General features: G+C 63.7%; 17 protein-coding genes. 12 read left to right on the top strand and 5 right to left on the bottom strand.

All coding sequences use genetic code 11. The annotated features are described in order from the left end of the window. Window positions 1–184: 184 nt before the first annotated feature. The 7 genes from Q0D52_RS06320 (at window position 185) to Q0D52_RS06290 (ending at window position 8,312) form a co-directional block, all read left to right on the top strand. Entirely contained in the window at window positions 185–928 is a 744-nt protein-coding gene (locus tag Q0D52_RS06320) for a molecular chaperone (RefSeq protein ID WP_294381038.1), read from the top strand. Window positions 929–999: 71 nt separating this feature from the next. After that, window positions 1,000–1,599 carry a 4Fe-4S dicluster domain-containing protein gene (locus Q0D52_RS06315; protein WP_294381036.1) on the top strand — a complete coding sequence of 200 codons (600 nt, stop codon included), beginning with the start codon at window positions 1,000–1,002 and terminating at the stop codon, window positions 1,597–1,599. A gap of 3 nt (window positions 1,600–1,602) precedes the next feature. Next, the gene (locus Q0D52_RS06310) at window positions 1,603–3,090 is read left to right on the top strand and encodes a 4Fe-4S binding protein (protein ID WP_294381035.1); all 1,488 of its coding nucleotides are present in this window, start codon (window positions 1,603–1,605) and stop codon (window positions 3,088–3,090) included. 641 nt (window positions 3,091–3,731) lie between these two features. Further along, the gene (gene eat / locus Q0D52_RS06305; protein ID WP_294381033.1) at window positions 3,732–5,171 is read left to right on the top strand and encodes an ethanolamine permease; all 1,440 of its coding nucleotides are present in this window, start codon (window positions 3,732–3,734) and stop codon (window positions 5,169–5,171) included. Window positions 5,172–5,356: 185 nt separating this feature from the next. Beyond that, entirely contained in the window at window positions 5,357–6,697 is a 1,341-nt protein-coding gene (locus Q0D52_RS06300; protein ID WP_294381032.1) for an aspartate aminotransferase family protein, read from the top strand. A gap of 66 nt (window positions 6,698–6,763) precedes the next feature. Then, complete coding sequence (locus tag Q0D52_RS06295) at window positions 6,764–7,765, top strand: phosphotransferase (RefSeq protein WP_294381029.1); 1,002 nt, start codon at window positions 6,764–6,766, stop codon at window positions 7,763–7,765. Window positions 7,766–7,970: 205 nt separating this feature from the next. Beyond that, window positions 7,971–8,312 carry a P-II family nitrogen regulator gene (locus Q0D52_RS06290; RefSeq protein WP_118349521.1) on the top strand — a complete coding sequence of 114 codons (342 nt, stop codon included), beginning with the start codon at window positions 7,971–7,973 and terminating at the stop codon, window positions 8,310–8,312. 282 nt (window positions 8,313–8,594) lie between these two features. On the opposite strand, the gene Q0D52_RS06285 is transcribed toward Q0D52_RS06290, so the two are convergent. Further along, a complete protein-coding gene (locus Q0D52_RS06285) occupies window positions 8,595–9,782 on the bottom strand; it encodes a hypothetical protein (RefSeq protein ID WP_294381027.1) in 1,188 nt (395 codons plus the stop codon). Window positions 9,783–10,536: 754 nt separating this feature from the next. Between Q0D52_RS06285 and Q0D52_RS06280 the strand changes: the two genes are divergently transcribed. Both Q0D52_RS06280 and feoB read left to right on the top strand, forming a co-directional pair. Continuing rightward, the gene (locus Q0D52_RS06280) at window positions 10,537–11,646 is read left to right on the top strand and encodes a phosphotransferase (RefSeq protein WP_294381025.1); all 1,110 of its coding nucleotides are present in this window, start codon (window positions 10,537–10,539) and stop codon (window positions 11,644–11,646) included. 576 nt (window positions 11,647–12,222) lie between these two features. After that, a complete protein-coding gene (gene feoB, locus Q0D52_RS06275) occupies window positions 12,223–14,808 on the top strand; it encodes a ferrous iron transport protein B (protein ID WP_294381024.1) in 2,586 nt (861 codons plus the stop codon). A gap of 468 nt (window positions 14,809–15,276) precedes the next feature. Here feoB and Q0D52_RS06270 read toward each other — a convergent pair whose 3' ends face one another. After that, on the bottom strand, window positions 15,277–16,617 hold the full coding sequence (locus Q0D52_RS06270) for a dicarboxylate/amino acid:cation symporter (RefSeq protein ID WP_294381022.1): 1,341 nt from the start codon (window positions 16,615–16,617) through the stop codon (window positions 15,277–15,279). Window positions 16,618–16,626: 9 nt separating this feature from the next. Then, entirely contained in the window at window positions 16,627–17,499 is an 873-nt protein-coding gene (locus Q0D52_RS06265) for an NAD(P)-dependent oxidoreductase (RefSeq protein WP_294381020.1), read from the bottom strand. 1,036 nt (window positions 17,500–18,535) lie between these two features. Here Q0D52_RS06265 and Q0D52_RS06260 point away from each other — a divergent pair. Together Q0D52_RS06260 and Q0D52_RS06255 are read left to right on the top strand one after the other, a co-directional pair. Further along, window positions 18,536–18,979, top strand: coding sequence for a helix-turn-helix domain-containing protein (locus tag Q0D52_RS06260; RefSeq protein ID WP_294381019.1), 444 nt, complete (start codon window positions 18,536–18,538; stop codon window positions 18,977–18,979). Window position 18,980: 1 nt separating this feature from the next. Further along, on the top strand, window positions 18,981–19,169 hold the full coding sequence (locus Q0D52_RS06255) for a DUF4177 domain-containing protein (RefSeq protein ID WP_294381018.1): 189 nt from the start codon (window positions 18,981–18,983) through the stop codon (window positions 19,167–19,169). 194 nt (window positions 19,170–19,363) lie between these two features. Here the strand turns inward: Q0D52_RS06255 and Q0D52_RS06250 are convergent, their stop codons facing one another. After that, window positions 19,364–21,493, bottom strand: a complete 2,130-nt coding sequence (locus Q0D52_RS06250; RefSeq protein WP_294381016.1) for an aldehyde ferredoxin oxidoreductase — start codon at window positions 21,491–21,493, stop codon at window positions 19,364–19,366. A gap of 214 nt (window positions 21,494–21,707) precedes the next feature. Next, window positions 21,708–23,270: a helix-turn-helix transcriptional regulator gene (locus tag Q0D52_RS06245; protein ID WP_294381015.1), complete on the bottom strand. Its 1,563-nt coding sequence runs from the start codon at window positions 23,268–23,270 to the stop codon at window positions 21,708–21,710. A 328-nt stretch (window positions 23,271–23,598) separates the two neighbouring features. On the opposite strand from Q0D52_RS06245, the gene Q0D52_RS06240 reads away from it, so the two are divergent. After that, window positions 23,599–24,315 carry a ferredoxin-like protein gene (locus Q0D52_RS06240; protein WP_294381011.1) on the top strand — a complete coding sequence of 239 codons (717 nt, stop codon included), beginning with the start codon at window positions 23,599–23,601 and terminating at the stop codon, window positions 24,313–24,315. The last annotated feature ends 104 nt before the right edge of the window (window positions 24,316–24,419 follow it).

The following is a 24,419-nucleotide window of genomic DNA, read 5'->3' as shown; positions in this document are numbered from 1 at the left end:
ATCGTCGGGGTGCCTGCACCGCCGGGGCATCCTTGGCGCCTCGGTCACGGCAGCGGGTCGCGCATGGGATGCGGCTAACGAAAATCGATACTCGGCCTTTGCGCGCGGTTTGCCCGTTCGCGCGGGGCGACAATGGACGTGAGCGCCCGAAGACAAACGGGCGCTTCGGCAGAAAGGGGCGATCATGGCCGACGACAACGCGGCGAAGACGCAGCAACAAGAAGAGCGCGATCAGCTGATTTCCCAGCTCATCGAGGTGAACGCCGGGCGTGCGGCGTACTACCGCATGCTGGGCGAGCTGTTCTTCCGCGAGTTGACGCAGGAGCAGGTCGAGCATCTGGCGGGCATGGATTTCGCCGGAATGGACGGCGATGACGACCTCATCGCCCAAGGCTACGACGACATGCGCCGCTACCTTCGCCATGTGAATTCCGGCACGCGCCAGGCGCTGGCCTGCGATTATGCGCACACGTTCCTGGCAGCGGGGAATTACGAGACGTTCGCCGCCACGCCGTTCGAAAGCGTGTTCACCAGCCAGCTCGGGCTCATGATGCAGGAGGCGCGCGACGAGGTCTACAAGATGTATTGCGAGCAGGGCATCCAGCCCCAGGCCGATCTGCATGTTCCCGAGGACCATGTGTCGTTTGAGTTCGAGTTCCTGGCGACGGTCATCGAGCGTACGAACGCCGCGCTTCTGGCGGGCGATTTTGCGCGCGCCCAGGCGCTTGGTGAAACGGTCTCCGATTTTCACCGGTTGCATCAGCTCAATTGGGTCGACGATTTGTGCGATGCCGTGCTCGATGTGGCGGAAACGCGTTTCTATCGCGGCGTTGCGAAGGTGACGCGCGGGTTCGTGCACATGGAGACCGACGTCATCGCCGACGAGCTAGAGGTTTTGCAAGATCTGGCAGGCAAGCGGGCAGCATAGCGCGTTTCGCCTGATGGATTGGGGAAAAGGGGCCGAGGGGGTGCGGCCGTGAGATGAGAAAGGATAGGTTCATGGGCGATCAGCCGAGCATCACGCGCCGCGGGGTGCTGGTCGGCGCCGGCGCCGTGGCCGGCATGTTTGCGGTCGGCGGCGTGGCGTATGCGCTGGAAGGCGAGGATCGGGGGCTTTTGCGCCCTCCCGGCGCGCAGGACGAGGCGCATTTCCGCGCCATCTGCTTGAAGTGCAATCGGTGCGAAACGGCCTGCCCGCAGCGCTGCCTGCGCACGGGCGTGCTCGAGGACGGCGTGCTGAACTGGCGTACGCCCATCATGGATTTCCATCGCGGCGCGTGCGACTTTTGCGGCGTGTGCGAGGACGTGTGCCCGGCGGGGTCGATCGCGGGCGCGCACGACCCGGCGCAGGTCATCGGCATCGCGGTCGTGGACCGCGAGCGTTGCATCGCATGGGCCCAAGGCGGCTGCCAGGTGTGCGTCGACTCGTGCCCGTACGGGGCGATCGCGCTGGACGATGCGAACCGCCCCGTCGTCGATCAGGCGAAATGCAACGGATGCGGCGCGTGTGAGAACGCATGCCCGTCGAACAGCTACCTCGCGTTCGCCGGCGGCACCGACCGCGGCATCAACGTGCGCGCAGCAGGGAAGGAGGCCTAGGCGATGAGCAGGGAAAACGACGACATCTTGCTGGGACATGAGCAATCGCAGGGGCGGCCGCGCGCCGCTTCGGCGACTGGCGCGGTTGTCCCGCCCTCTGATGCATCCGATACGTCTGCAAATCATGGAAGGGCGGCTTCTAAGGGCGCGCCCAAAAAGTCCCGCTTCCGTACGGCACGTGGGTGGGTTGCGCTTGCGTGCGTGGCGTTCGTGCTGGTTGGCATGGCGTTTCACGTGGACATCGGCACGCCCTCGGCGTTCGGCATCCAGCAGATCTCGGCCATCTGCCCATTGGGCGCGCTTGAGACCATGGCGGGTGCGAAGGGCGTCATGCTGCATCCGCTGTTGCTGTTCGCGTTAGTCGTGGTGCTGATCGCCCTGGTGGGCAAGGCGTTTTGCGCCTGGATGTGCCCCGTGCCCTGGCTGCAGAAGTTCTTCCGCCCGAAAAAGCGCGCCGCCTCGGCCAAGAACGCGGCGGAGCGCGACACCGCGGCGGGGTCCGACGCCGGGCACGATAACCCTGCCTCTTGCGGTGAGCTCGATGCGGGTTCCGCCCAGGCGGAGGCCTCGGCCGACCCGGTTGATGCTGCCAGGCCTCGAATTCGAACGGTATCGGGCGCCAGCTGCCAAAAAACGCGCGAGTGCGTGTTGCCGGCAGCGGATGAATGCGCGAACGACGCGCTTCATGTAACAACCGCAGCTTCAGGACGCACAACCAACGCCTGCGCAGCCGATTCCGGGTCCCGCTCGCTCGATTCCGCACGCACTCGCGCAGTTTTTGGCAGCAAAACCGCCGAACCTGAGGAAACGCAGCTAGCCTGCACGCCCTCCGTTACCGGAACGGCGGCAGCTACGGACGCTGCGGCAGCGAGGGGGGAGGGCGCGGGCGAAAGCCGCCCAGCTCATCCCGCCGCATCCGACTCCGCGCCCGCGTCGGAGGTGGCTCCCACCTGCACGCCCTCCGCGTGCGCGGCTTGCGCGGGCGCGTCTGCGTGCGGTAAGGCGTTGGCCCCGGTGGGAGGCGCGCGCGACGGCGTGCGGTTGGATAGCCGTCATGCGGTGCTGGTGGGAACGCTGGCTTCTGCGGCCGTGTTCGGCTTCCCGGTGTTTTGCCTTATCTGCCCGATCGGCCTGACGTTCGCGACTATCATCGGGCTGTGGAACCTGGTGCAGTTCAACGAGCCCACCTGGGCGCTCGTCGTCTTCCCGATCATCCTGATCGCGGAGGTCACGGTCCTGCGCAAGTGGTGCAGCAAGATCTGTCCCATATCCGCCCTGGTCAGCCTGTTGTCGAACCTCAATGTCACACTGCGCCCGCGCGTCAAGGCCGACGCGTGCCTGCGCAGCCGCGGCGTGGATTGCCATGCGTGCGTCGACGCGTGCCCCGAGCAGCTCGACCCGCACTCGCGCCGCATCCCCGAGTGCTCGAAATGCGGCAAGTGCGTGGAGGCCTGCCCGGCAAAGGCCATCAGCATCAAGCTGCTGAAATAGTCGGCGGCCGGCTCGCCCTGCGAATCCGCATCGCTCCGCGCTCCGCGACGCGCAGCTTGTGCTCGGTGGGCGCGTCGACGAACAGTCGGTGCTCCTCGCTGTACGTCGTGCCCTCAAGGTGCTTGCTACAAGCGATGGCCTTTGCTCGTCCGCTCAAAATCGCGCTTGCGAAACCGCGTGCGCTTTGCCGTCTTAAAAGCCCCGCAGCTTCAGCTGCGGGGCTTTTTTGCGCTCGCGGGCCCCGTTTGCGCTTGCTCCCCGCGCGCCTGTTCTCGCAAAACGCGATACGTCTGCGTTTTAATACGCGGCGCGTCGCAGACAGTGTTATGTGCAGCGCTGTGACCTGGGGAAATGCATTCGATGTTTCTGGTGCTACTGCGCCGGGGGCGATTAAAACGCAGACGTATCGCGTTTCCCGCCCGCCCGCGGCCTGCCCGCAGCCCGCCCGCCCGTTTCGCGCTGCGGGCGCATGTAACGTGTTCGCTTCCGCTGAGTTTCGCGCTTGTTTCGCTTCGGTTGAAGCTTTGCTAACGCGCACGTTGTCCGGCTGCCCTCGCACCTCCGAACCTACTATGCAAACCGTGCAAACGGATCGATCGACATTTGCAAGGTAGGAAACGAAACGAAGGATGTGATGCCTTATGACCCCACCCGCAGGAACGGCCGTTCTTGGCGGCGGAACGGCGGAGTCGAAAGAGTACTTCGAAAAGCGATCGCTTAAGAAGGGCTCCGTCAACTGGGTGCTGCTGATGAGTCTTGGAATCGCGTATGTGATCAGCGGAGACTTCTCAGGTTGGAACTACGGAATCGGCTACGGCGGCTGGCTGGGAATGCTGATCGCGTTCCTGGTGATGGGCGCGATGTACCTGTTCATGGTGCTCGGCCTGGCCGAAATGTCGTCGGCGATGCCGGCGGCCGGCGCCGGCTACGGCTTCGCCCGCCGCGCCATGGGCAAGGTCGGCGGCGCGCTCACCGGATTCGCCATCCTCATCGAGTACACCATCTGCCCGGCGGCGATCTCGACGTTCATCGCGGCGTACGTGCATGCGCTCGGCCTGTTCTCCGACGTCCCGTCAGCCGCGATCATCGGCTTCTTCTTCGTCGTGTTCGTCGGCATCCACCTGATCGGCGTGGGCGAGGCGCTCAAAATCGTGTTCGGCATCACGGCGGTCGCCATGGTGGCGCTCATTGCATTCTTCGTCGGCATCGCGCCGCATTTCGACGCGGCGAATCTGTTCAACATCGCGCCCGCAGTCGACGGCGGCACCACGCTTTTGCCCTTTGGGCTCGGCGGCGTGCTCTCGGCGCTGCCGTTCGGCATCTGGCTGTTCCTGGCCGTCGAAGGCGTGCCGCTGGCCGCTGAGGAATCGGCCGACCCCAAGCGCGATATGCCTCGCGGCATCATCGGCGCCATGCTGACGCTCATGGTCACCGGCGCGCTCGTGCTCATTCTGACCGCCGGCGGCGCCGGGGCCGAATTTGCCGGCACCGCGGCTGCGCCTCTGGTCGACGCGCTGAACGAGGTGGGCGAAGGCCCGCTGGCGACGTTCGTGAACTATGCGGGCCTTGCCGGCTTGGTGGCGTCGTTCTTCTCCACGGTGTTCTCCGGCTCCCGCCAGGCTTTTGCCCTGTCCCGCGCCGGCTATCTGCCGAAGTTCCTGTCGGTCACCGGTTCTCGCAAGACGCCGTACGTTGCGCTCGTCGTGCTCGGCGCTATCGCGTTCGCCCTGGCCGCAATCGTGCAAAACGGCGACATCTTGCTGAACATGGCTGTGTTCGCCGCGTGCGTGTCCTACGCCATGATGAACCTGTCGCACATTATCCTGCGCAAGAAAGAACCCGACATGGAGCGCGGTTTCAAGACGCCCGGCGGCATCGTTTTGACCAGCATCTCGTTCGTGCTGTCGCTCGTAGCCATCGTCTCGACCTTCGTGGTCGACGCCTTTGCCGCCGGCTGCACGCTTGCCGTGCTGGCGGGCCTCATGGTGTACTTCTTCGCCTACTCGAGAAAGCACCTGGTCGGAAACGCGCCTGAGGAAGAATTCGCGGCGCTGAAGGCGGCCGAGGCGGAACTGGGCTAGCGGCCTGCGCGACGGCCGCGGCTGCAGGGTATCGCGCCCGCCCGCAGCCGTCGCACCGCCTCCCTGTGCTTCTCGCATCCCGCGCGCCCCGTGTTCGGCGGCAGTTTGCCCGCCCCTTCTCGCGCCCGCGCGCACGTTTCCCGCAAACTCCCATCCATCATTTCCCGTACGAAACGAGGCAAAACATGAGCACTTCTGAGGATTGCGGCATCCTGGAATCGAACAGCTTCAACATGGACGACCTTGGCACGCTCGACGGCGAGCTGCACGACCTGGTCGCGCGCCGCAAGGTGCTCGGGCCGTGCTACCGCCTGTTTTACCAGAAGCCGTTGCACCTGGTGCGCGGCCGCGGCACGCGCCTGTTCGACGCCGACGGCACCGAGTATCTGGACATGTACAACAACATCCCGTCCATGGGCCACAGCAACCCGGCGATCACCGAAGCCGTCACGCGTCAGATGCAGCTGCTGAACACGCACACGCGCTACGTGCACGAGAACATCTTGAACTACGCGGAGGACCTGCTGTCCACCATGCCGGGCGAGATCGACCGCATCATGTTCATGTGCTCGGGCTCCGAGGCCAATGACCTGGCCGTACGTTGCGCGCAGCTTTACACCGGCGGCGAGGGCATCATCGTGACCGGCGAGGCGTACCACGGCAACACGGCGCTGATCTCGGGGCTGTCGCCGTCCATCGGCAAAACCGTTGCCATGAGCCGTACCATGCGCATGATCCCCTCGCCCGACACGTTCCGCTTGGGTACCGAGGATCTGGGGCCGTGGATGTGCGACCAGATCTCGGTGCAGATCGCCGACATGCGTCGTCACGGCATCAAGTTCGCCGGCGTGCTCTTCGATGGCATATTCTCCTCCGATGGCATCATCCCCGGCGTGCGTGGTTTCCTGAAACCGGTCATCGACCTGGTGCATCGCGAAGGCGGCGCCTACATCGCCGATGAGGTGCAGCCCGGATTCTGCCGCACGGGCGATGCGTTCTGGGGATTCGAGCGCCACGGCATCGTGCCCGACATCGTCACCATGGGAAAGCCCATGGCCAACGGCATCCCGTGCGCGGCCATGGCTATCCGTTCCGATGTGCTCGACGCGTTCGCCGAGAACAACCCGTACTTCAACACGTTCGCCGGCAACCCCGTGTCCATGGCCGCGGCGCAGGCGGTGCTCGACTACATTCGCGAGAACGACGTCCTGGCGCACACGCACGAGATGGGCGAGAAGCTGCGCAAGGCGATGCGCGATGTCGCCTCGCGCCACCCGCAGCTGGCGGACGTGCGCGGCGCAGGCTTATTCAACGGCGTGGAGGTGGTGCGCCCCGGCACGCTCGAGGCTGATCGCCCCTTTGCCGTGAGGCTTATCGAGCAACTGCGCGAGAATCGCGTGCTCATCTCGCTGTGCGGGCCGTACGGCAACGTGCTGAAGGTGCGCCCGCCGCTGGTGTTCGACGACGCCGACCTGGACTTTTTCGCCAGCGCGCTGGAAACGTCGCTTGAACAGCTGGAACGCTAGAAGGGATGCGGCGGCGGGCGCCCGCGTCGGCGCCCGCCTGGCCGCATCTGCGATTGCAAGGAGATCATGATGGCAACGAATTTCGAGAATCCCGAAGTGTTCATGGAAGTGGCGCGCTCCGCCGCCGCGCGCTACCCCTACGACGACTTCGACGTGAAGCTGTTGGCGTTTTCCGAAAACGCAACCTATTTGGTATACAATCTGCTGACCAGCGAAAAGCTGTTCGTGCTGCGCGTCGGGCGCCCGGGTTACCACAAGCTTGAGGAGTACGAGAGCGAAATCAGCTGGCTGCGCCAGATCAACGACTACACGCCGCTGAAGGTGGCCAATCCCATCCCGGCGCGCGATGGGTCCTACATCCAGCAGATCGAGCGCGACGGTATCTGCTACTTCTGCGTGGCAACCGAGTTCCTGACCGGCGAAACGCTTGAGCACGACAATTCGCCCGAGGTGGCGCCGGCGCATTTCCGCGTGCTCGGCAAAACGACTGCCTACTTGCACCGCCAGACCGAGATCTGGAACGGCACAAAGGACATCAAGCGCTTCGAATGGGACTTCGACAACGTCATCGGCCCCAACGCCATCTGGGGAAACTGGCGCGACTACCCGGATCTGCACCCTGAGGCTCAGGCGAAGATCGAGCGTTGCTGCGACATCATCAAGGCGCGCTTGGAGCGATATGGCAAGACGGACCAGAACTACGGCGTCATCCATGCCGACCTGCGCGATACGAACATCATCGTCGAGGGCGACGTGATCAAGGTCATCGACTTCGACGACTTCGGCTTCGGTTGGCACCTGCACGACCTTGCCGGCGCGCTGACGTTCATCGAGGAGCGCGATGACGTCCCCGACCTGGTCAACGCGTGGCTTGACGGCTACCGCAAAGTGCTGCCGTTCACCGACACCGACTTCGTGGAAATCGACACGTTCATCCTGCAGCGCCGCATCCAGATGATGGCGTGGATGGGCAGCCACCAGGACTCCACGCCGGTGCAGGGCTACATGAAGGGTTACATGGAAGGCACGATGGGCCTGGTCGACCGCTACCTGCGCCTGTTCGGGTAGCGCGGATGCCGGCGTCGTTGGTGTGGGCGATCGTGCGAAGCGGTCGCGTTGCGCAAGCGTGCGACCAGGTGTTTTGGGGGTAGCGGCACGGTGGTCGATCGCGACCGCGCCGCCGCGACCGGCCGCGATTGAGGTGCAGCGGCCGACTATATGTTTGCAAGTAAGATCGAGCTCGCGGGTGCGTCCCGCGGTGAAGGAGCGCAGCATGAAGGAAATCGAGGTCATTATCAACGGCGACAAGCTCGAGCGCGTCAAGCGCATTCTGTCGGCGTTCAGCAAAAGCGGCATTTTCGTGACGCAGGGCTTCGGCTACGGGCATCAGCAGGGCTTTCACCAGGTGTACACGCGCGACGACAATCGCGGCGTGAACATGCTGCCGAAGGTGTCGGTGCGCACCGTTGTGCCTGATGAGCTGGTCGATCCCATCGTCGATGAGATGGTAGCCGACATGGGCAACGCCACCTTCGGCGACGGCAAGATCTTCGTGCGCGAAATCGCCGACGCCATCCGCGTCCGCACCAACGAACGAGGCGACGCCGCTCTGTAGCGGGGCAGGGGGGGGCAGGAGGTCCGCAAGCCTAGGAATGGCCGCGAAGGCCGCGAGCGGTTGGGAGCTGCAGCAGCTAGGGAACACGAATGTCGTAACCGCAGGGCATCGCGAAGGCCGCGAGCGGTTTTTCGCGACCCGCTGGCGGCCTTCGCTGCTCCCAGCCGCAAATAGTCGATACGTTTGTGTTTTAATTCGCACCATGCGAGTAGCTCCAGTATCGACACATGCATTTCCCCAGGTCAGAGGCGTGCCAAATTCGCCTTTAAAGCAAGGTGGCCATTAAAACGCAAACGTATCGCACTTTCGGTTTGCGCGCCGCATTGCGGGCCAGTTGATGAATAGCTGTTTGCGCAGATTACGAGCCGCCTGCTCGTGTTGCGCGGTTTTCGACTTGCGTTCGACGCCGCGTAGGTCGGCGACCGTCTGCGCGAGGGCATCGAACTGCTTTTCGCTCTTAATCTGGTCATATGTTATCGGGAGCGTCTTAATCCCCATATGCTGCAGCGCCGCGGTGCGCCGGGAGTCGGAAAGAAAGCTCGCGTGGCTTTCGTGCACGAGCGCGCTTTGGCACTCCACGTCGATGCCTTCGTCCCAATACAAATCGCAGTAGCAGCACTCCCGCTGTGCGAGCATGCGCGCCGCGGCCGAAAGCTCAACCTTCTTGTTAAGGGCAAGTCCATTCATGCCTTCGCCGCCCAAACGCCGAGGCAACCCGAACAGCAAAGCCGCTCGCGCCTCAAAAGGGGAGGCGGCATCAGGGAAAACGTGTTTCGCAACCTGCATAAGCCGCTTTCGACCGCGTTGGGAATTGGAGCTGACGGCCATGTCATGTAGATTGCGCGGCGTCGTAAGCGACGGTCGCGACCACAGCGTGCTTACCGCGCCGCTCCCGTCAACGAATGGCTCCCACCCGCCAATTGCGGGAATTTTTCCAGCTCGCGCCATCTTTTGCAGCGCATCCGCGATAGGGCGGCATGGTTCGAAAATGGCAAAGCTGCCGCATAGTTCGGACGCGATCAGCAGCAACGTCGCAAGGTCCAGCCTCCCCGCAAGTTGCAGCAAGGCAAACGCGGGCGTGGCAACGCGTACCTCGTCCGATATATCTATGCATGATCCGAGTGGCAGGTCGTGGCTCCATAAGCGCGGCGTAACGATATCCGATGCGTGGCAAGCGCGATGCTCTCGCGCAAGGATGTCGACAGGCGCGGTCTGGTTTGTCGCAAGCAGCGGGATGACCGGTCGCAGGCGTTTCGCTTTGGCACCCGCATTGCGTGTCGAGGGGCCTGGCCGGAGCATGGCTTGACAGAGGGGCTCTTCAGCAATGGCGGCTCGCAACGCAAGAACGTCTGCTGCGTTGACTGCGCCGCGCAGTTCGGGTACGTCCTCATCGCCCGCTAGCAAAAGTTGGACCAGCGGCGGCGTGCGCCAATAATCGAGAGCTGATATGTCGCAGATAATGGTTTCCATAGCTGCAAGCATACCATGAATCGATATAACGTTTCACCAGGTCAGACGCACAAAAAACCTTGCACGATCGCACGTGAAACCTTGCACGGTTGCAGACGAAACCTTGCACGATTGCGCGTGAAACCTTGCACGGTTGCAAAATCACCGAACCGAAGGGGAAGTTCATTGCGCATGCATATAACGTCGCGTTCCGGCCGCGTGGGAGAGGAAAAGCCGATACGTTTGTGTTTTAATGGCGACCCTCCGCCAACGGCGGAATTTGCCGAGCGTCTGACCTGGGGAAATGCGTGTGCCGATACCGGAGCTACTCACGCAGGGCGGATTAAAACGCAAACGTATCGACTATTGCTTGCGGAGCTCGCCCTGCGCTGCGCTCGGCCGCGCGCGTGGGGGCGCTTGTGGGCGGTTTGAGTGTGCGAGGTTGATGATCGCCGTGCAGCAAATGGGTGCGGCCGAGCCTTTATTCGCCCCCGGCTGGAAAACCGCCGTTGGCTACGCAGATTCGAAGCGCCTGCTCAAACACCCGCACGCCGTTGGCAAGGTCCTCGGGCTTCGTGAACTCGTTGGGGAAGTGCGCGTCGTTTTCGACCTTCGCGTAGAACCTGCGTAACGAAAAGCGTTCAGGTTTGTTTCGAAACGCGAAACGGATTGTTTCGTTTCGCCGTGAAACCGATTCGCAACGTGGGCGGCGGTACGGTTTGCGGCAAGAAGGCGGCGCCCGGCGCCGTCGGAAGCCGAGGACGAGGAAGATCGCGTGCCTGCAAGAAAGCGCGGCCAGCGGCCGCTGCCCCATGCGCTGGGGCTGAAGGAGATCGAGCCTTTGCCCGCTGCGGGCGGGGCGGGCAAGCTGGCGGCGTTCGCCGTGTACCGACCGGGGTCGCTGGCGCCGTGGTGGCTGCACCAGGGGGTGTGCGCCGCGTGGGGCCTTGACGTGTTCCGAACGGAGTTGCGCCTGGTCACCGTGTCGGAGAACGCGACGTTCTCCGTGCTGGTGGACGAGAAGCCGTACGCTATGGCGCGCGTGAGCCAGCCGGATTACGCCGGCGGCGCGTTGGCGGTGGCCTCCGAGCTGTCGTGGGTGCGCGCGCTCGGGAGCATCGCCGACGTGAACGTGGTCGAGCCGTTGCCCATGGCGTCGGGCTTCGACGTGGCCACCATCCGCGACGAGGGCGGGTTCGAGTGGCTGTGCGTGTGCACGCGCTTCGTCCCCGGCGCCACGCTCGAGGCGCCGGCGGACCCCTCGCGCTGGTACGAGACCATCGGCGCGTGCGCCGCGCGCATGCACGGGCAGTCCAGGCAGTGGCGCCCGCCGCAGGGCTTCACGCGCTTCGCCTGGGATATCGATGCGATCGCGGGCGATTATCCGCGCTGGGGCAGCTGGCGCGACGCGCCGCTTTCCGCCGCCGAGTCGTTTTTGTTCGAACGCGCCGAATGGGCGGCGCGCGAGGTGGTGGCGCGCCAGGGCCGCACGCCCGCGAACTGGGGGCTCATCCACGCTGACCTGCGGCCTTCCAACATCATCATCGGCCCGGACGGGAAGCTGACGCTCATCGACTTCGACGATTGCGGCTACTCGTGGTTCCTGTACGATTTCGCCGCCGCCCTTACGTTCGTGGAGCACAAGCCCTATGCGCCGGCGATGGCGCAGCGCTGGGTGGAGGGCTACCGCAGCGTGACGGCGCTCGACGATTCGCAGTTGGAGTTCGCCTGCGCGCTGTCCATGCTGCGCCGCCTGCAGATGGTCGGCTGGGCGCGCAACCACTACCGCGACGCGCTGCCCGACGGCCTGCTCGACGAGCAGGTCCCCGGCACCGTGACCTGCGCCGAACGCTACCTGGAAGACCCCCTATGGCTGTTCAAGTAGGCGCCGGCGGGGCGCCGCGCGCCGGCTCCCGGGCAGCACGCGCCCGCAAGTCCGCAGGCACGCGAGCCCGCGAGCCAGAAGCCGATACGTCTGCGTTTGGGCCCGCGTGCCCGCGAGCCCACGGTCGATTCGCGGGCGGCGCGCGCCCGCAAGGCGGTCCTCGGACGGCGCCAGCGAGCCAGAGCCGATACGCAGTTAACGTGCGATCGCGACCCGATGCTCGGCCAGCATGCGCCCAGCGAGCCAGAAGTCGATACGTCTGCGTTTTAACTGGAGGGTGCTGGGTAGCCCGTTTAGCGGCAAGCGTCTGACCTGGGCAAACAGCTGCCCCGAGGCGCCGGCTGCTCGAGGTTCGCCGATAAAACGCAGACGTATCGACTTTTCGGTGCAAGAGGCGGCCCCCGCGGCCGCTCGGGCCGCCGGAACCCGCCCTCCGTCGTCCATCCGCTTTCGTCGGTTCCGTGAAAACGCGGCCTTGCGTGGGCCTGCTCCGCGGGGCGGCTTATCATGGATGGCAGACGAGAGAAACATGCGCGGTCGTTGGATGGGAAACGCCGCGCTGATATGGGGGAATACATGCTGCTGAGCGAACTTGCGCGCGGACAGGCGGGCGTGGTCGAGGCTGTGCACGGCGAAGGCTCCGTTCGCCGCCATTTACTGGATATGGGGCTCACGCCCAATGCGGAGGTGACGCTGCAGAAGGCGGCTCCCATGGGCGACCCGATTCAGGTGACGGTGCGCGGCTACGAGCTGACGCTGCGCCTGAGCGAGGCCGACAACGTGCTCGTTCAGCCGCTCGACCCGCAGGATCGCCCCGACGCCTCGGCCGCCGGTGCCGCGCCCTCGCGGGCTGCCGACGCCGCCGCAGCCCCCGCGCGCGCCGGTCGCAGCCCGCTGCCGCATCCCGGCCTCGGCGAGTTCGGCCCGGCCGAGGAGGCCTACCGCGCCCACGCGCGTCGCGCCGCCGCGAAGACCGGCCCGCTCACGTTCGCGCTGGTGGGCAACCAGAACTGCGGCAAGACCACGCTGTTCAACCAGCTCACGGGCGCAAACCAGCACGTCGGCAACTTCCCGGGCGTCACGGTCGACCGCAAGGACGGCGCCATCCGCGGGCACGCCGAGGCCACCGTCACCGACCTGCCGGGCGTGTACTCGCTGTCGCCGTACTCCAACGAGGAGATCGTCACGCGCGACTTCCTGCTCGACGAGAAGCCCGACGGCATCATCAACATCGTCGACGGCACCAACATCGAGCGCAACCTGTACCTGACCATGCAGCTCATGGAGCTGGGCATCCCCATGGTGCTGGCGCTCAACATGATGGACGAGGTCGAGGCCAACGGCGGCACCGTGCGCGTGAACGAACTCGAGGCTGAGCTGGGCATTCCCGTGGTGCCCATTTCGGCGGCGAAGAACGAGGGCGTCGACGAGCTGGTCGACCACGCCCTGCACGTGGCGCGTTTCGACGAGGCGCCCGGCCGCATCGATTTCTGCCCCGCAAGCGCGCAGGAGCACGACCCGCTCGGCGCGGTGCACCGCTGCATCCATGCCACGGCGCACATCATCGAGCCGTACGCCGAGCAGGCGTCCGTCCCCGCGCGTTTCGCCGCCACGAAGATGGTCGAAGGCGACGAGCTGATCGCCCGCAAGCTCGACCTGCCGGAATCCGCCGTCTCGTCGGTGCGCGAGCTGACCGCCGCCATGGAGGCCGACGCCGGCATGGACGCCGAGGCGGCGCTGGCCAACATGCGCTTCGCCTTCCTGGCGAACCTGTGCGCCAACACCGTGGTGCGCCCGCACGAAAGCCGCGAGCACAAGCGCAGCGTTTCCGTGGATAAGCTTCTGACCGGGCGTTTTACCGGCATCCCGTGCTTTTTCGCCATCATGGCCGCGGTGTTCGTGCTCACATTCAGCGTTGTGGGCGCCGCGCTTTCCGACCTGGTGAGCGCAGGCGTCGACGCAACCCTCGAGGCGCTGGCCGCCGGCTGCGAGGCGTGGGGCCTCAACCCCGTGGCGCAATCGCTGCTGGTCGACGGCATCGGCGCCGGCGTGGGCGCGGTCATCGGCTTTTTGCCCACCATCGTCACGCTGTTCTTCTTCCTGTCTATCCTTGAAGACTCGGGCTACATGGCGCGCGTGGCGTTCGTCATGGACCGCCCCATGCGCAAAATCGGCCTGTCCGGGCGCTCTATCGTGCCGCTGCTCATGGGCTTCGGCTGCTCGGTGCCGTCGATCATGGCCACGCGCACGTTGTCGAGCGAACGCGACCGCAAAATGACCACCATGTTGGTGCCGTTCATGAGCTGCAGCGCGAAGCTGCCCATATATGCCCTGCTCGTGGGCGCGTTTTTCCCGCGTGCACTGCAGCCGGTGGTCATGATCGGCCTGTACGCGTTCGGCGTAGCGGTGGGCATCTCGTTCGCTGCCGTGCTCAAACGCGCGCGTTTCCGCGGCCAGCCCGTGCCGTTCGTGATGGAGCTGCCGAACTACCGCCTGCCCGCCGCGAAAAGCGTGGCGCGCCTGGTGTGGGACAAGGCGAAGGGCTTCGTGAAGAAGGCGTTCACCGTGGTGCTCGCCGCGTGCGTGGTCATCTGGTTTTTGCAGACGTTCGACGCGCGCCTGAACGTGGTCGACGACGTCGACGCCAGCCTGCTCGCGGGCATCGGCGGGCTGATCGCCCCGCTGTTCGCGCCGCTGGGCTTCGGTGATTGGCGCGCGGCCACGGCCCTCATGACGGGCTTCATGGCGAAGGAGAGCGTGGTATCCACGTTGACGCAGGTCATGGGCGAGGGCGTGGATTTGACCATGCTGTTCACGCCGGTGACGGCCATGGCGTTTCTGGCGTTCGTGCTGTTGTACACGCCGTGCGTGGCGGCCATCGCCACCGTGCGCAGCGAGCAGGGCGGCGCACGCGCGGCGCTCGAGATGGTGCTTTTGCAGTGCGGTATCGCCTGGGTGGTTTCGTTCGCGGTGTATCTGGCGGGTTCGCTGGTCACGGGCGGGATCGCGAACGCGTTCAGCCTGCCGGGCCTGGTCGCGGCCGTGGTGATCGCGGTAGGCATCGGCGTGTATCTGAAGCACCAGCGCACCGACGGCGAGCTGAAGGTAGGCTGCAAAACCTGCCCCGCAAGCTGCAAGAACTCCAGCGGCTGCTGCCATTAAGGCAGGGAAGCGGGTCGAGCCGCTGGCGATCGGCAGATCTCATTGATCCGTGTGGGTTTTGCCTGCGCGGCCTGGCTTGTTCGGGTCCTAAGTCTGCAAACCCCCAGCTCAGGGCAAGTCAAACCGCTCGCTTTTAAGCGTATTTCGACTTGCAGGCCTTGTGCTCGCTGTCACGCTCAACGAGGTATCGAGTTCTGGGCGGTTTTGCAGCTGTGAGGCGCTGATTTTGCCACGGTTTCGGAGTTCTGGGCGGTTCTTTCTCGAGAAACACGGACAAACGTTCTAAATTACCCCCCAGAAATCGGAAATAGCGTGAAAAAGCGGGCTTTCTAGCTGCAAAACCGCCCAGAACTTTAATTTGCCGAGCTACTCCATGCCGCTAATCGTCTCAAGCCACAAAAAAGCGCCCGCCTCCACTGGAGACGGGCGCTTCGCATGCGGGGGTAAACCCAGCTGCGCGTCAGCCTGCTACGCTGCTTTCACGTCGTCTAGCTCGCGGCCGGCGTTCGGGTCGTTGAACACGTCGGTGTCCATACGCCCGGCGCGCTTGGCCACGATGGTGGTGCACACGGCGTCGCCGGTGATGTTCACGGCGGTGCGCGTCATGTCCAGGATGCGGTCGATGCCCATGATCAGCGCGATGCCCTCAAGCGGCAAGCCGACGGAGTTGAACACCATCGACAGCGTGATCAGGCCGACCGACGGGACGCCCGCCGTGCCGATCGACGCCAGCGTGGCGGTGGCGATGACGGTGGCGTACTCCACCGGCCCCAGCTGCACGCCGAACAGCTGCGCGGTGAACACCACGGCAACGCCCTGCATGATGGAGGTGCCGTCCATGTTGATGGTGGCGCCCAGCGGGATGGTGAACGACGAGATGCGGCGGTCGACGCCCATCTTCTTCTCCAGCGTCTCGATGTTCAGCGGGATGGTGGCATTCGACGTTGCGGTGGAGAACGCGAACATCATCACCGACACGAACTTCTTCAGGAACTTCACCGGGTTGATGCGCGCGAACACCGTCAGCAGCACCATGTACACCACCAGGCACTGCACGGCAAGCGCCAGCAAAACGCCCAGCATGTACTTCACCATGGGCAGGAACGCATCGAAGCCGATGTTGGCGAACGTGCGCGCCAGCAGGCAGAACACGCCGATCGGGGCCACGTACATGACCATGGAGGTCATCTTCATCATGATGTCGTTGAACTGTTCGAAGAAGCGGTGCACCACCTCGACCTTGCGGCCCATGGTGGACAGGATGATGCCCACGAACAGCGCGAAGAAGATGATGGCCAGCATATCGCCCGAGGCCAGCGCCTGGATGGGGTTCTTCGGGATGATGTTGAGCAGGGTGTCGGTGAACGATACGTCGGTGTTGGCGCTGCCCGACAGAGCGGAGGTGTCGGAGGCCACCATGCTGGACATGTCAACGCCGCGGCCGGGGTTGATCAGGTTGCCGATGGTCAGCGCCACGGTAACCGCCAGCGCGGTGGTGCACAGGTAGAACACCAGCGTCTTCAGGCCGATGGTGCCGAGCGTCTTCGTATCGCCGATGGACGACGCGCCGCACACGATGGAGCAGAACACCAGCGGCACCACGAGCATCTGCATCAGGCGGATGAAGCCCTGGCCGACAACGTAGAAGATGCCGTTGACGAACACGTCGTCGCGCACCGTGCCCGCGGGCACCAGGTAATGGAAGATGACGCCGCACAACAGGCCCAGGGCCAGCGCGATGAGGATGGACCCCGTCAGCCCGATATGCAGGCGTTTGGGCTTTTCGCCCATGTTGATCTCGGTAGACACGCGCCCCTCCTATTCCTGCGCGCCGCGGGCCAGCGCGGCAAGGTCATGCTCGGCGGCGAACGCCGCAAGGTCGTCTTCCCAGGTGGGGAACTCGTACACGCCGGTGAGGCGGGCCATCATGTCGTCAAGCTCGATGCGGTAGCCCTGCCAGGGGTTGGCGGTGCCGCGCAGGTTGCCGGTAGGCTGGCCGGCAAGGGCGAAGGCGCGCTCGAAGAACTCGAAACGGCTGGTCACGCCCGTGCATGCGGCATGGAACGTGCCGAACTCGTCGGACTCCATGGCGGCGATGACGAACTTGGCGAACGTGTCCACCGACGTGGGGCAGGCGAACTGGTTCGCGGGCACGGGCACCGTCTTGCCCTGGGCGCTTGCCAGCAGCGCGCGGCCGAGCAGGTCGTCGGGGCGGGCGGTGTAGACCCAGCTGGAGCGCACGATGATGTGGTGTTGGTTCAGCTCGTTGACGAAGCGCTCGCCGGCCTGCTTGGACTTGCCGTAGACGTGCGGCGGGTTGGTGGCGTCGAACTCGTTGAACGCGCGGTCCGCGTTCTCGGGGAACAGGTCGTCGGTGGACAGGTGCACCATGGTGGCGCCGACGTTGTTGCTGGCGATGGCCAGGTTGCGCGCGCCGAGCGCGTTCACCTTGTAGGCCTTGTCGGGGTTCTCGTCAGCCTCGGTGCGGCTGGCAAGCGCCGCGCAGTTGATGACGAAGTCGGGGCGGTACGACTCGGCGAAGTTCAACACCTCGTGCAGGTTCGACACGTCGATCTCGATGTCGCTGGTCATGACCTTGTAGCGGCTGTGGTCCAGGAAATGCTCGATTGCCTGGCCCATTCGCCCCGCTGCGCCGGTGATCCACACGGTGTCCTGAGGACCCATTTTCATAGGGCGCCTCCTTCCGGATGTGCTGCGCGCGGCGCCTGCGGAAGGAGCGTCGCGCAAGGGGTAAGTGGTAAGCCTGCCTATTCTACCGCTCCCGAAGCCCCAGCGCAGCAGCCGTTTCCCGTTAAATTGCAATCGACCCGCTCGGAAAAAGAAAAAGCCGGCGAAGAGGAGGCGAATGGGGCGAGGGATTGCGAGCCGGGGCGACGCAGGGGCAAAACAGGGCGAAGGAGACGCGAACCGGCGCGAAACAGGCTGAGGGGGCGGAGGGGGAGCGGACTTGGGCCCGCCGCCCGGCTGCGGCTTGGGCCCCGCTCCTCTCTAGTGCCGCGACCCCCCGGGTTCTGGCCCGTTTTGCAGGAAAACGGGCCCGAATTTGACGCCTCTCCGGAGTTCTGGGCGGTTTCCCCGCCCCTTCGTCGCGATTCGCGCCGGCGGTCGCGGCATAACCTCAGGTCAGAAGCTTCCGCATCGTCGACGCCCAGCTCTGCAGCCTACGAAACCGCCCAGAACTTCGCTCGCGCGATCTAGGCGACCCGTTGCGCTCGACGATTCGGTGACACTTAGCGCTACGTCCCCCAAGCGTCCGGACGGCGGCCGGGAGCGCCGGGGCCTCGTTCTGGATTCCGTGCATGGTCAGCGCCTGCTCCGACATCGGCGTGCTGATCGGCGGCCTCGTGCTGCGCCTGCTGGTGCTGCTCGCCGCGCTGCCGGTGACCATGACGGTCGCCTGGACGCTCTAGCCGCCCGCGGGGCGGGGCGCCCGGCCCCGCGCCTGCCGCGGGGAGCGGGCCGTCCCTCCCGCCCGGGCCCCGTCCCCGTTCGGGGGCGGGGTGCCCGGGGCGGGCCCCTTCCCATAAGGCGGCGGCCCCCGAGCCGCCGCCCTCCCTTCCCCAGGCCGCCGTCCGGTTCCTCCGGACGGCGGCCCTTTCTTGCGCCATATGCCAACCGTTTTTAACATGCGCCTCTATCGGATTCCGCGCTTAGTTGGTGGAAAACATCACGCTCACCTGCGAAAATCCAAGTCAGGAGGTGTCGCATGATCAGTTCGAATATTCAGATGCTTCGCCGGGCGAAGGGGCTGACGCAAGAGGCCTTGGCTCATCGCGTGGGCGTGTCCCGGCAGACGGTGGCGAAATGGGAGGCGGGCGAAAGCGTGCCCGACCTGGCGAACGGCAGCGCGCTTGCCGAGGTGCTCGGCGTCACGCTCGATGTTCTGGCGAATTATCAGCCGACCGAGCTTGGGGAGGTTCCGCCACCGCGCGGCAAGCACATCTTCGGTTCGGTGCGCGTCGGCGAGCGCGGGCAGATGGTCATCCCGAAACGCGCCCGCGAGGTGTTCGGCATCGAGCCGGGCGACGAGCTGCTGTTGCTTGGCGACGAGGAGCGCGGCCTGGCGTTGGTGAAGTCCAGCGCGTTTCTGGCGAGCATCGAGCGTTTCAAACGGGAAATGGGCGCAAAAGATTCCGAAAGGGGCGAATGACATGGAGTATCGATTCGAACAGGTAAGCGTGGAGCCGTTCACCACGCCGAAATCGTCGGAGCTCAACGGCCACCGCGATATCATCACGCGATACGCGGCGCAAGGTTTCGAGTACGCAGGGTGGATCCCCGTCCAGCAAGGTCCCAGCGGGAAGATCCTCAAGCTCGACCTGGTGTTCGCGCAAAAGTAGGTTGCGGAGTCTTTGCTGCTCGGGCGTGGGTTCGCACGTTTCGACCCCGGACGCTTCGGGGACGTAGCGCTATCTGTCCGGGCTCGGGGCGTTACCCCCCCCAAACCCTCCTCCCCGTTTCCCTGCATATGGAAACGGCCCCGTTCGCGGGGGAGTGTTGCGAACGGGGCCCGAAGGGGGTAAAGGGAAATCTGCTACGGCAGCAAGTTCAGGCTCTGCAGCTCGGCCTTCACATCGTCCATGCCGTAGGCGTCAAGGCAATCGGCGGTGGGGCAGCCCAGCTCCTCGTCCCAGCCGAACTTGGAATACAGCATATGCAGGCCGGAATCGAAGTCCTTGGCCTCCATTTTCGTGGTGCCTTCCGTGAACGGCTGCTTGTCGGGATCCATGGTGAAGATCCACTGGGTGGGAACGTCATGCACGCCGTGCAGGTCGTTGCACCCGATCTTGCCGTCCTTGTCCTTCATGCCGCGTACCGTCATCGCGCGTTGCAGCGTCATGATCTTCGCTGCGCGCTTGTACAGCTCGTCGGTGGTGACGTCCTCGCCGGTGACGGCCTTGTAGAACTTCGCCTCCATGTCCAGGTCGCCGCGGTAGTCGCGTGCCTTTGTCGGGCTCATGGCCATCGGCCATACCCAGTTGCACAGCGTCAGCGAGTCGTGCAGCACGTCGGTGACGATGGACCACCAAGTGAAGTTCGCCTTAGCGTCGTTCATGGGCGTGTAGTTCTTGTCGGGGTCGCAAGCTTCCTCACCACCCCAAATCTCGGCGGCAATGGACTTTTTCACCTCGATAGGCAGGCCGCAGCCGCTGAAGTTCACGGCGGAGTGGATCATGGGGTCGCGGTTGAACACCATGTTCATCAGGCCACCTACCTGGCCGAACGTTTCGACGCCATGATGATACGGCCAGCCGCGGTAGTTGATCAGCGAGGAGCGCTTGTCGTCGAACCAGCCCTCCACGCCCCAGCGCGGGCACCACACGATGGGGCCGTGCGCGATATAGGAGATCTCGGTGTCGTTGCGCATGATCAGGCGAAGCACCTGGCTGATCCAGGTGGGGTCGCCTTGCGTCAGCTTGTCCCAATCGATAGCGTTGTACTCGGATTCGGGAAGCACCCGTTTGAACACGCCTTCCTTGATGCAGTAGCCAAGGTCGCGGTACAGCTGACCGTAATTGCACCAAATGCCCAGGTCGTCCATAAGGTTGGTGAAAACGACGTTCATGTACAGCGTTTTCTCGTCATCGAGCTTCTGCCCGAGGATGTTGTTCATGAACGTGTAGCCGGCATTTGCCATGCAAGCGTTGCCGCTGGTCTGGTAGCCGCTCGCGTCTTTCGCCGCGCCGACGCGAAGGTCTGCATAGCAATGGATGGGGCAACCGTGGCAGCCGTTGGTTTTGATGGTGTACTTCTCTGCCTCCGCGCCCAGCATCCAGGGGTGGGCGATCAGCAGGCAGCGCTTGCCCACGGTGTTGATCTCGCCCGGTTTCGGTTCGCCGGTCTCGATTGGGCCGCCTTCGGCTTGCGTCCAATACAGGCCCTTATGAGCGTTCCAACGGCTGCCTTTGTTGTAATACTCGGCCCATTCCTGCTGGGTCGACGGCACCACGTGGTTGTTGTTCGAGCCGATGAGCTCGCGGAGCATGTAGTCGGAAAGATCGGCCACGGCCTGTGGGTCCTTCACGTTCACGCTTCCGTTGCCTTCGACGACCAGGGCCTTGCATTTCTTCGAGCCCATCACGGCGCCAAGGCCTGCGCCGGCGGAATGGTTGCGCGCGTTCATGATGCACGAATAGGGAAGCAGGTTCTCGCCGGCGGGGCCGATGGCTGCCACGCAAGCCGAGGTTCCTTCGAGACGGTTCAGGGCTTCGGTGGTGGAGCGGGTTCCCATGCCCCAGACGAAGGAAGCGTCCTTGATCTCGACCTGATCATCTTTGATGTGCAGGTAAACGGGCTTGTCCGATGCGCCTTCCAGGATGATGGCATCGTAGCCTGCCAGCTTCATCTTCGCGCCGATCATGCCGCCGCAGTGGCCGTCGACGATCAGGTTGTCGGTGGTGAAGCACGACAGCGTGGAAATGGTGCAGCGACCGCCTAGCGGAACGCCGGATGCGGTGAGCGGGCCTACGGCGAACACGATTTTGTTGTCGGGCCCCAGGGGGTCCGTGCCTGCGGGAACCTCGTCGTACATGACCTTGTTGGCAAGGCCCATGCCGCCGATGTACTCCTTATACGGGTCGGTGGACTCGGTGGTGATGCTGCCCGTCGTTAGATTGACGCGCAAGATTTTGCCGGTCCAACCATATGAGACTTTGTCAGCCATGGTTCCTCCTCGTTTGAAACAGCCTAGGTGTTGTGTGCGGCTTGAGGCGAGGCGCGTTTATGGATGACGATGGGCTCAATAATGTCCTCATCGAATCGAAAAAACTATATCCTCTATGAGGGAATTTCCTGTATTACCAGGTCAATCACGTAGTCGCCGGCATACGGTTTTGCGGACATCGCGTCCCCGCAAAGCCGTATGCCGGGCAATCCGACTATTGCTCATGGATGAAATCGAGGATTTGCTGCCTGGAATGCAGCCCCGTTTTCGTATATGCGTGGCGAATATGCTCGTGCACGGTTCCCGGGGTGATGAACAGCTCGGAGGCGATTTTCTTTTGCGTATGCCCTTGCGCATACAGCGATATCACCTCCGTCTCACGCTCCGAAAGCTGGTACTGCTTCTTGAGCGCCGCAATGCCCGCGGCAAACGAATCCTCCCGCAACGAGGCGATGGCGCTTTGCTCCTCCGGGCTGCTCAGAGCCACGGCTTTTTGAAGCGGTGATGTCTGAACGTCGGGCAATTCCTGGGCAGGCGTTTTCGCATCGTTCAGGAATCGTACGAAGATTATCAGCGCTGAAGCGACCACGGCATCGGCCATGATGGCAAGCGTAAGCTCGGCGTTGCTGTTCAAAGGCGTGATGCTGGACAGCACGATGCGCGCAAACGCCCTGGTGACGAAGTAGACGATCCAGCCTGAGAAGGCGTAATAGTAGGGGTCTCTCCAGCCATGCGTCATGAACTCTATGGTCAGGTAATAGCAGTAGCCCACGGTCAGGGCGTTCAAGGAAGTTGCGAATATGGCCCCGATGCTAAGGGAATCGGGGAATGCGGCGAACGAGGTGATCGCAAGGCAGGCAAGGCACAAAAGCATGATCCATATACCGGTTGTCATGAACCCGGTTCTCCCAGAAAGGCAAATCAGCACGATTGCCATGCAAATCACCACTGTGACCAGCATGTATGCAATGCGTGAAGCGGGATCGAACGCTATAGGTTGCCCGTTGGGATAGCCTCTCAGAAGGCCCACCGTTAACCCTAACGCGGCCACGCCAAGGGCGGAAGACGCAAGAAGCCGCTTGTTGCGAATGCTCGCTTTCAGCGAATAAGCAGATCGCGGCTCGTTGTTTTTCACCAATTGGAACGGGTTGCTCGTGCGTTTCGCAATGTGCTTAGCCGGGAATTGGGCAGCGCTTATCACGGTGGCTATGATCGCCTGAGACTCAACAGGCAAGCAGTTGACGAGCATAAGGATCAACTCGCTTGCGGCTATGGCGGAGAACACCAGGGTCGCCCCGAGGATCACGCCGCCCCCGCGAGCTCGTCTGAGCCAGTAATACATGGCGCATGTGCTGGTTATGGTGCATAGAGCGGCTATGGCGAATCGAACGGCCTCTTGAAGCGGGAATAGCGTGCCGTATTCCAAAAGCGCAACGCAGATGGTTTCCAGCGCGAACACCGCGGTTGCGCTGCGATTGACGAATGCCTTGCTTAACGGCTTATTCAGTTTCGTTATCGCGAAGAGCAACGGCGCGAAAACGATGAGGGCGGCGAGCACGGTGCCGTCCGAGATGAATCCCGCGTCGGTCTGCGCGTAATTTGAATATACCGATGCATTCAGCCCGACGCGCGAGCACGCAAGGCCCGCTATCAACGGCAACAGGGGCACATAACGTTTGAGCTCGCTTGCATGATATGCGCCCTCGTTGTCGATTGTAGGATCTTCTTCCTCATGCGCCAGCGTTTCCTGCGCTGACACGGCGTTTTCATTTCCCATGTTCCCCCTCATGGCCTTTGCGGTATCGCCTTCTCATTATACGGTCGCTTGACCGAAGCGATGAAACCGCTCTTGCAAAACCGTGTCCGAAAAGGCTCAGGCGTGCATTCCCTATTTGAGGATATATGCCATTTACCAGGCGATTTACAGTGCGGATGGTTGAAAACATGCCACAGCAGGGAATGCGCCTGCATCCGGTGTTCGGCATACTGAACAGCGTTGTGTGTGAGAGAGGGGCTATTCGTCGAAGGCTTGTTCGGCGAAACGCAAGGCGTTGAAGGGGGATACGAGGATACTGCTAGACTAGTTTCCGAGGGGGGAACATATTATGTCGAATCCCGATGTTCGAGACGGCGCTTCCTCTGATAACGGCGTTTCCGCAAACGGCAAGAAAAACATCACCCGCCGCGAAGTGCTGGCCATGGCCGGCTGCGGCGTTGCAGGCCTGGTCGTCGGCGGCGCGCTGGCCAGCTGGGGCGTTACCCAGGAGTCCATCGCATCCGGCCGCATCGAGCTGCGCACCACGCCCACCAAGATGATCGTCACCGACCGCGCGCAATGCTCGGGCTGCCAGCGCTGCGAGATGATGTGCACGCTGAGAAACGACGGCCGCGTGTGCCAGCACATCGCCCGCGTGCGTGTGTGGGATAACTACAATTGGGGTGCATCGCCCGACACCGGCGAGGGTTCCTTTGGAGAAGGGAACCCGGGTGGTGGATTGTTCACCGTCGAGCACTGCAAGCAGTGCGCCGACCCGCAGTGCGTGAAGTACTGCCCGGTCCATGCCATCTACGCCGACGAGAAGACCGGCGCCCGCACGGTCGACACCAAGAAGTGCATCGGCTGCGGCATGTGCAGCCAGGCGTGCCCCTGGAACATGCCCCGCGTCGACACCGAGACCGGCGTGTCCACGAAGTGCATCTCCTGCGGCCGCTGCGCCGAGCAGTGCCCCAACGGCGCCATCCAGTTCATCGATTGGCAGGACGTCGCGCAGAAGATCATCGACGAGGGCATCGTTCGCACAGCTACCGCTGTCCAGGCGTAGGGGGTGCCGTGATGAGCGAGAACAACGTTACCAGGCGAAGCTTTCTGGCCGGCAGCGCCGGGGTCGCAGCAGTAGCGGCCGGCGCGGGCTTCATGAGCTTCGGC

This window comes from uncultured Senegalimassilia sp., from assembly GCF_934630535.1.
In the GTDB taxonomy this organism is placed as follows: Bacteria; Actinomycetota; Coriobacteriia; order Coriobacteriales; family Eggerthellaceae; genus Senegalimassilia.
Note: the sequence above shows the minus strand (reverse complement) of the source record. Positions and strands in the feature narration are given on the sequence as shown.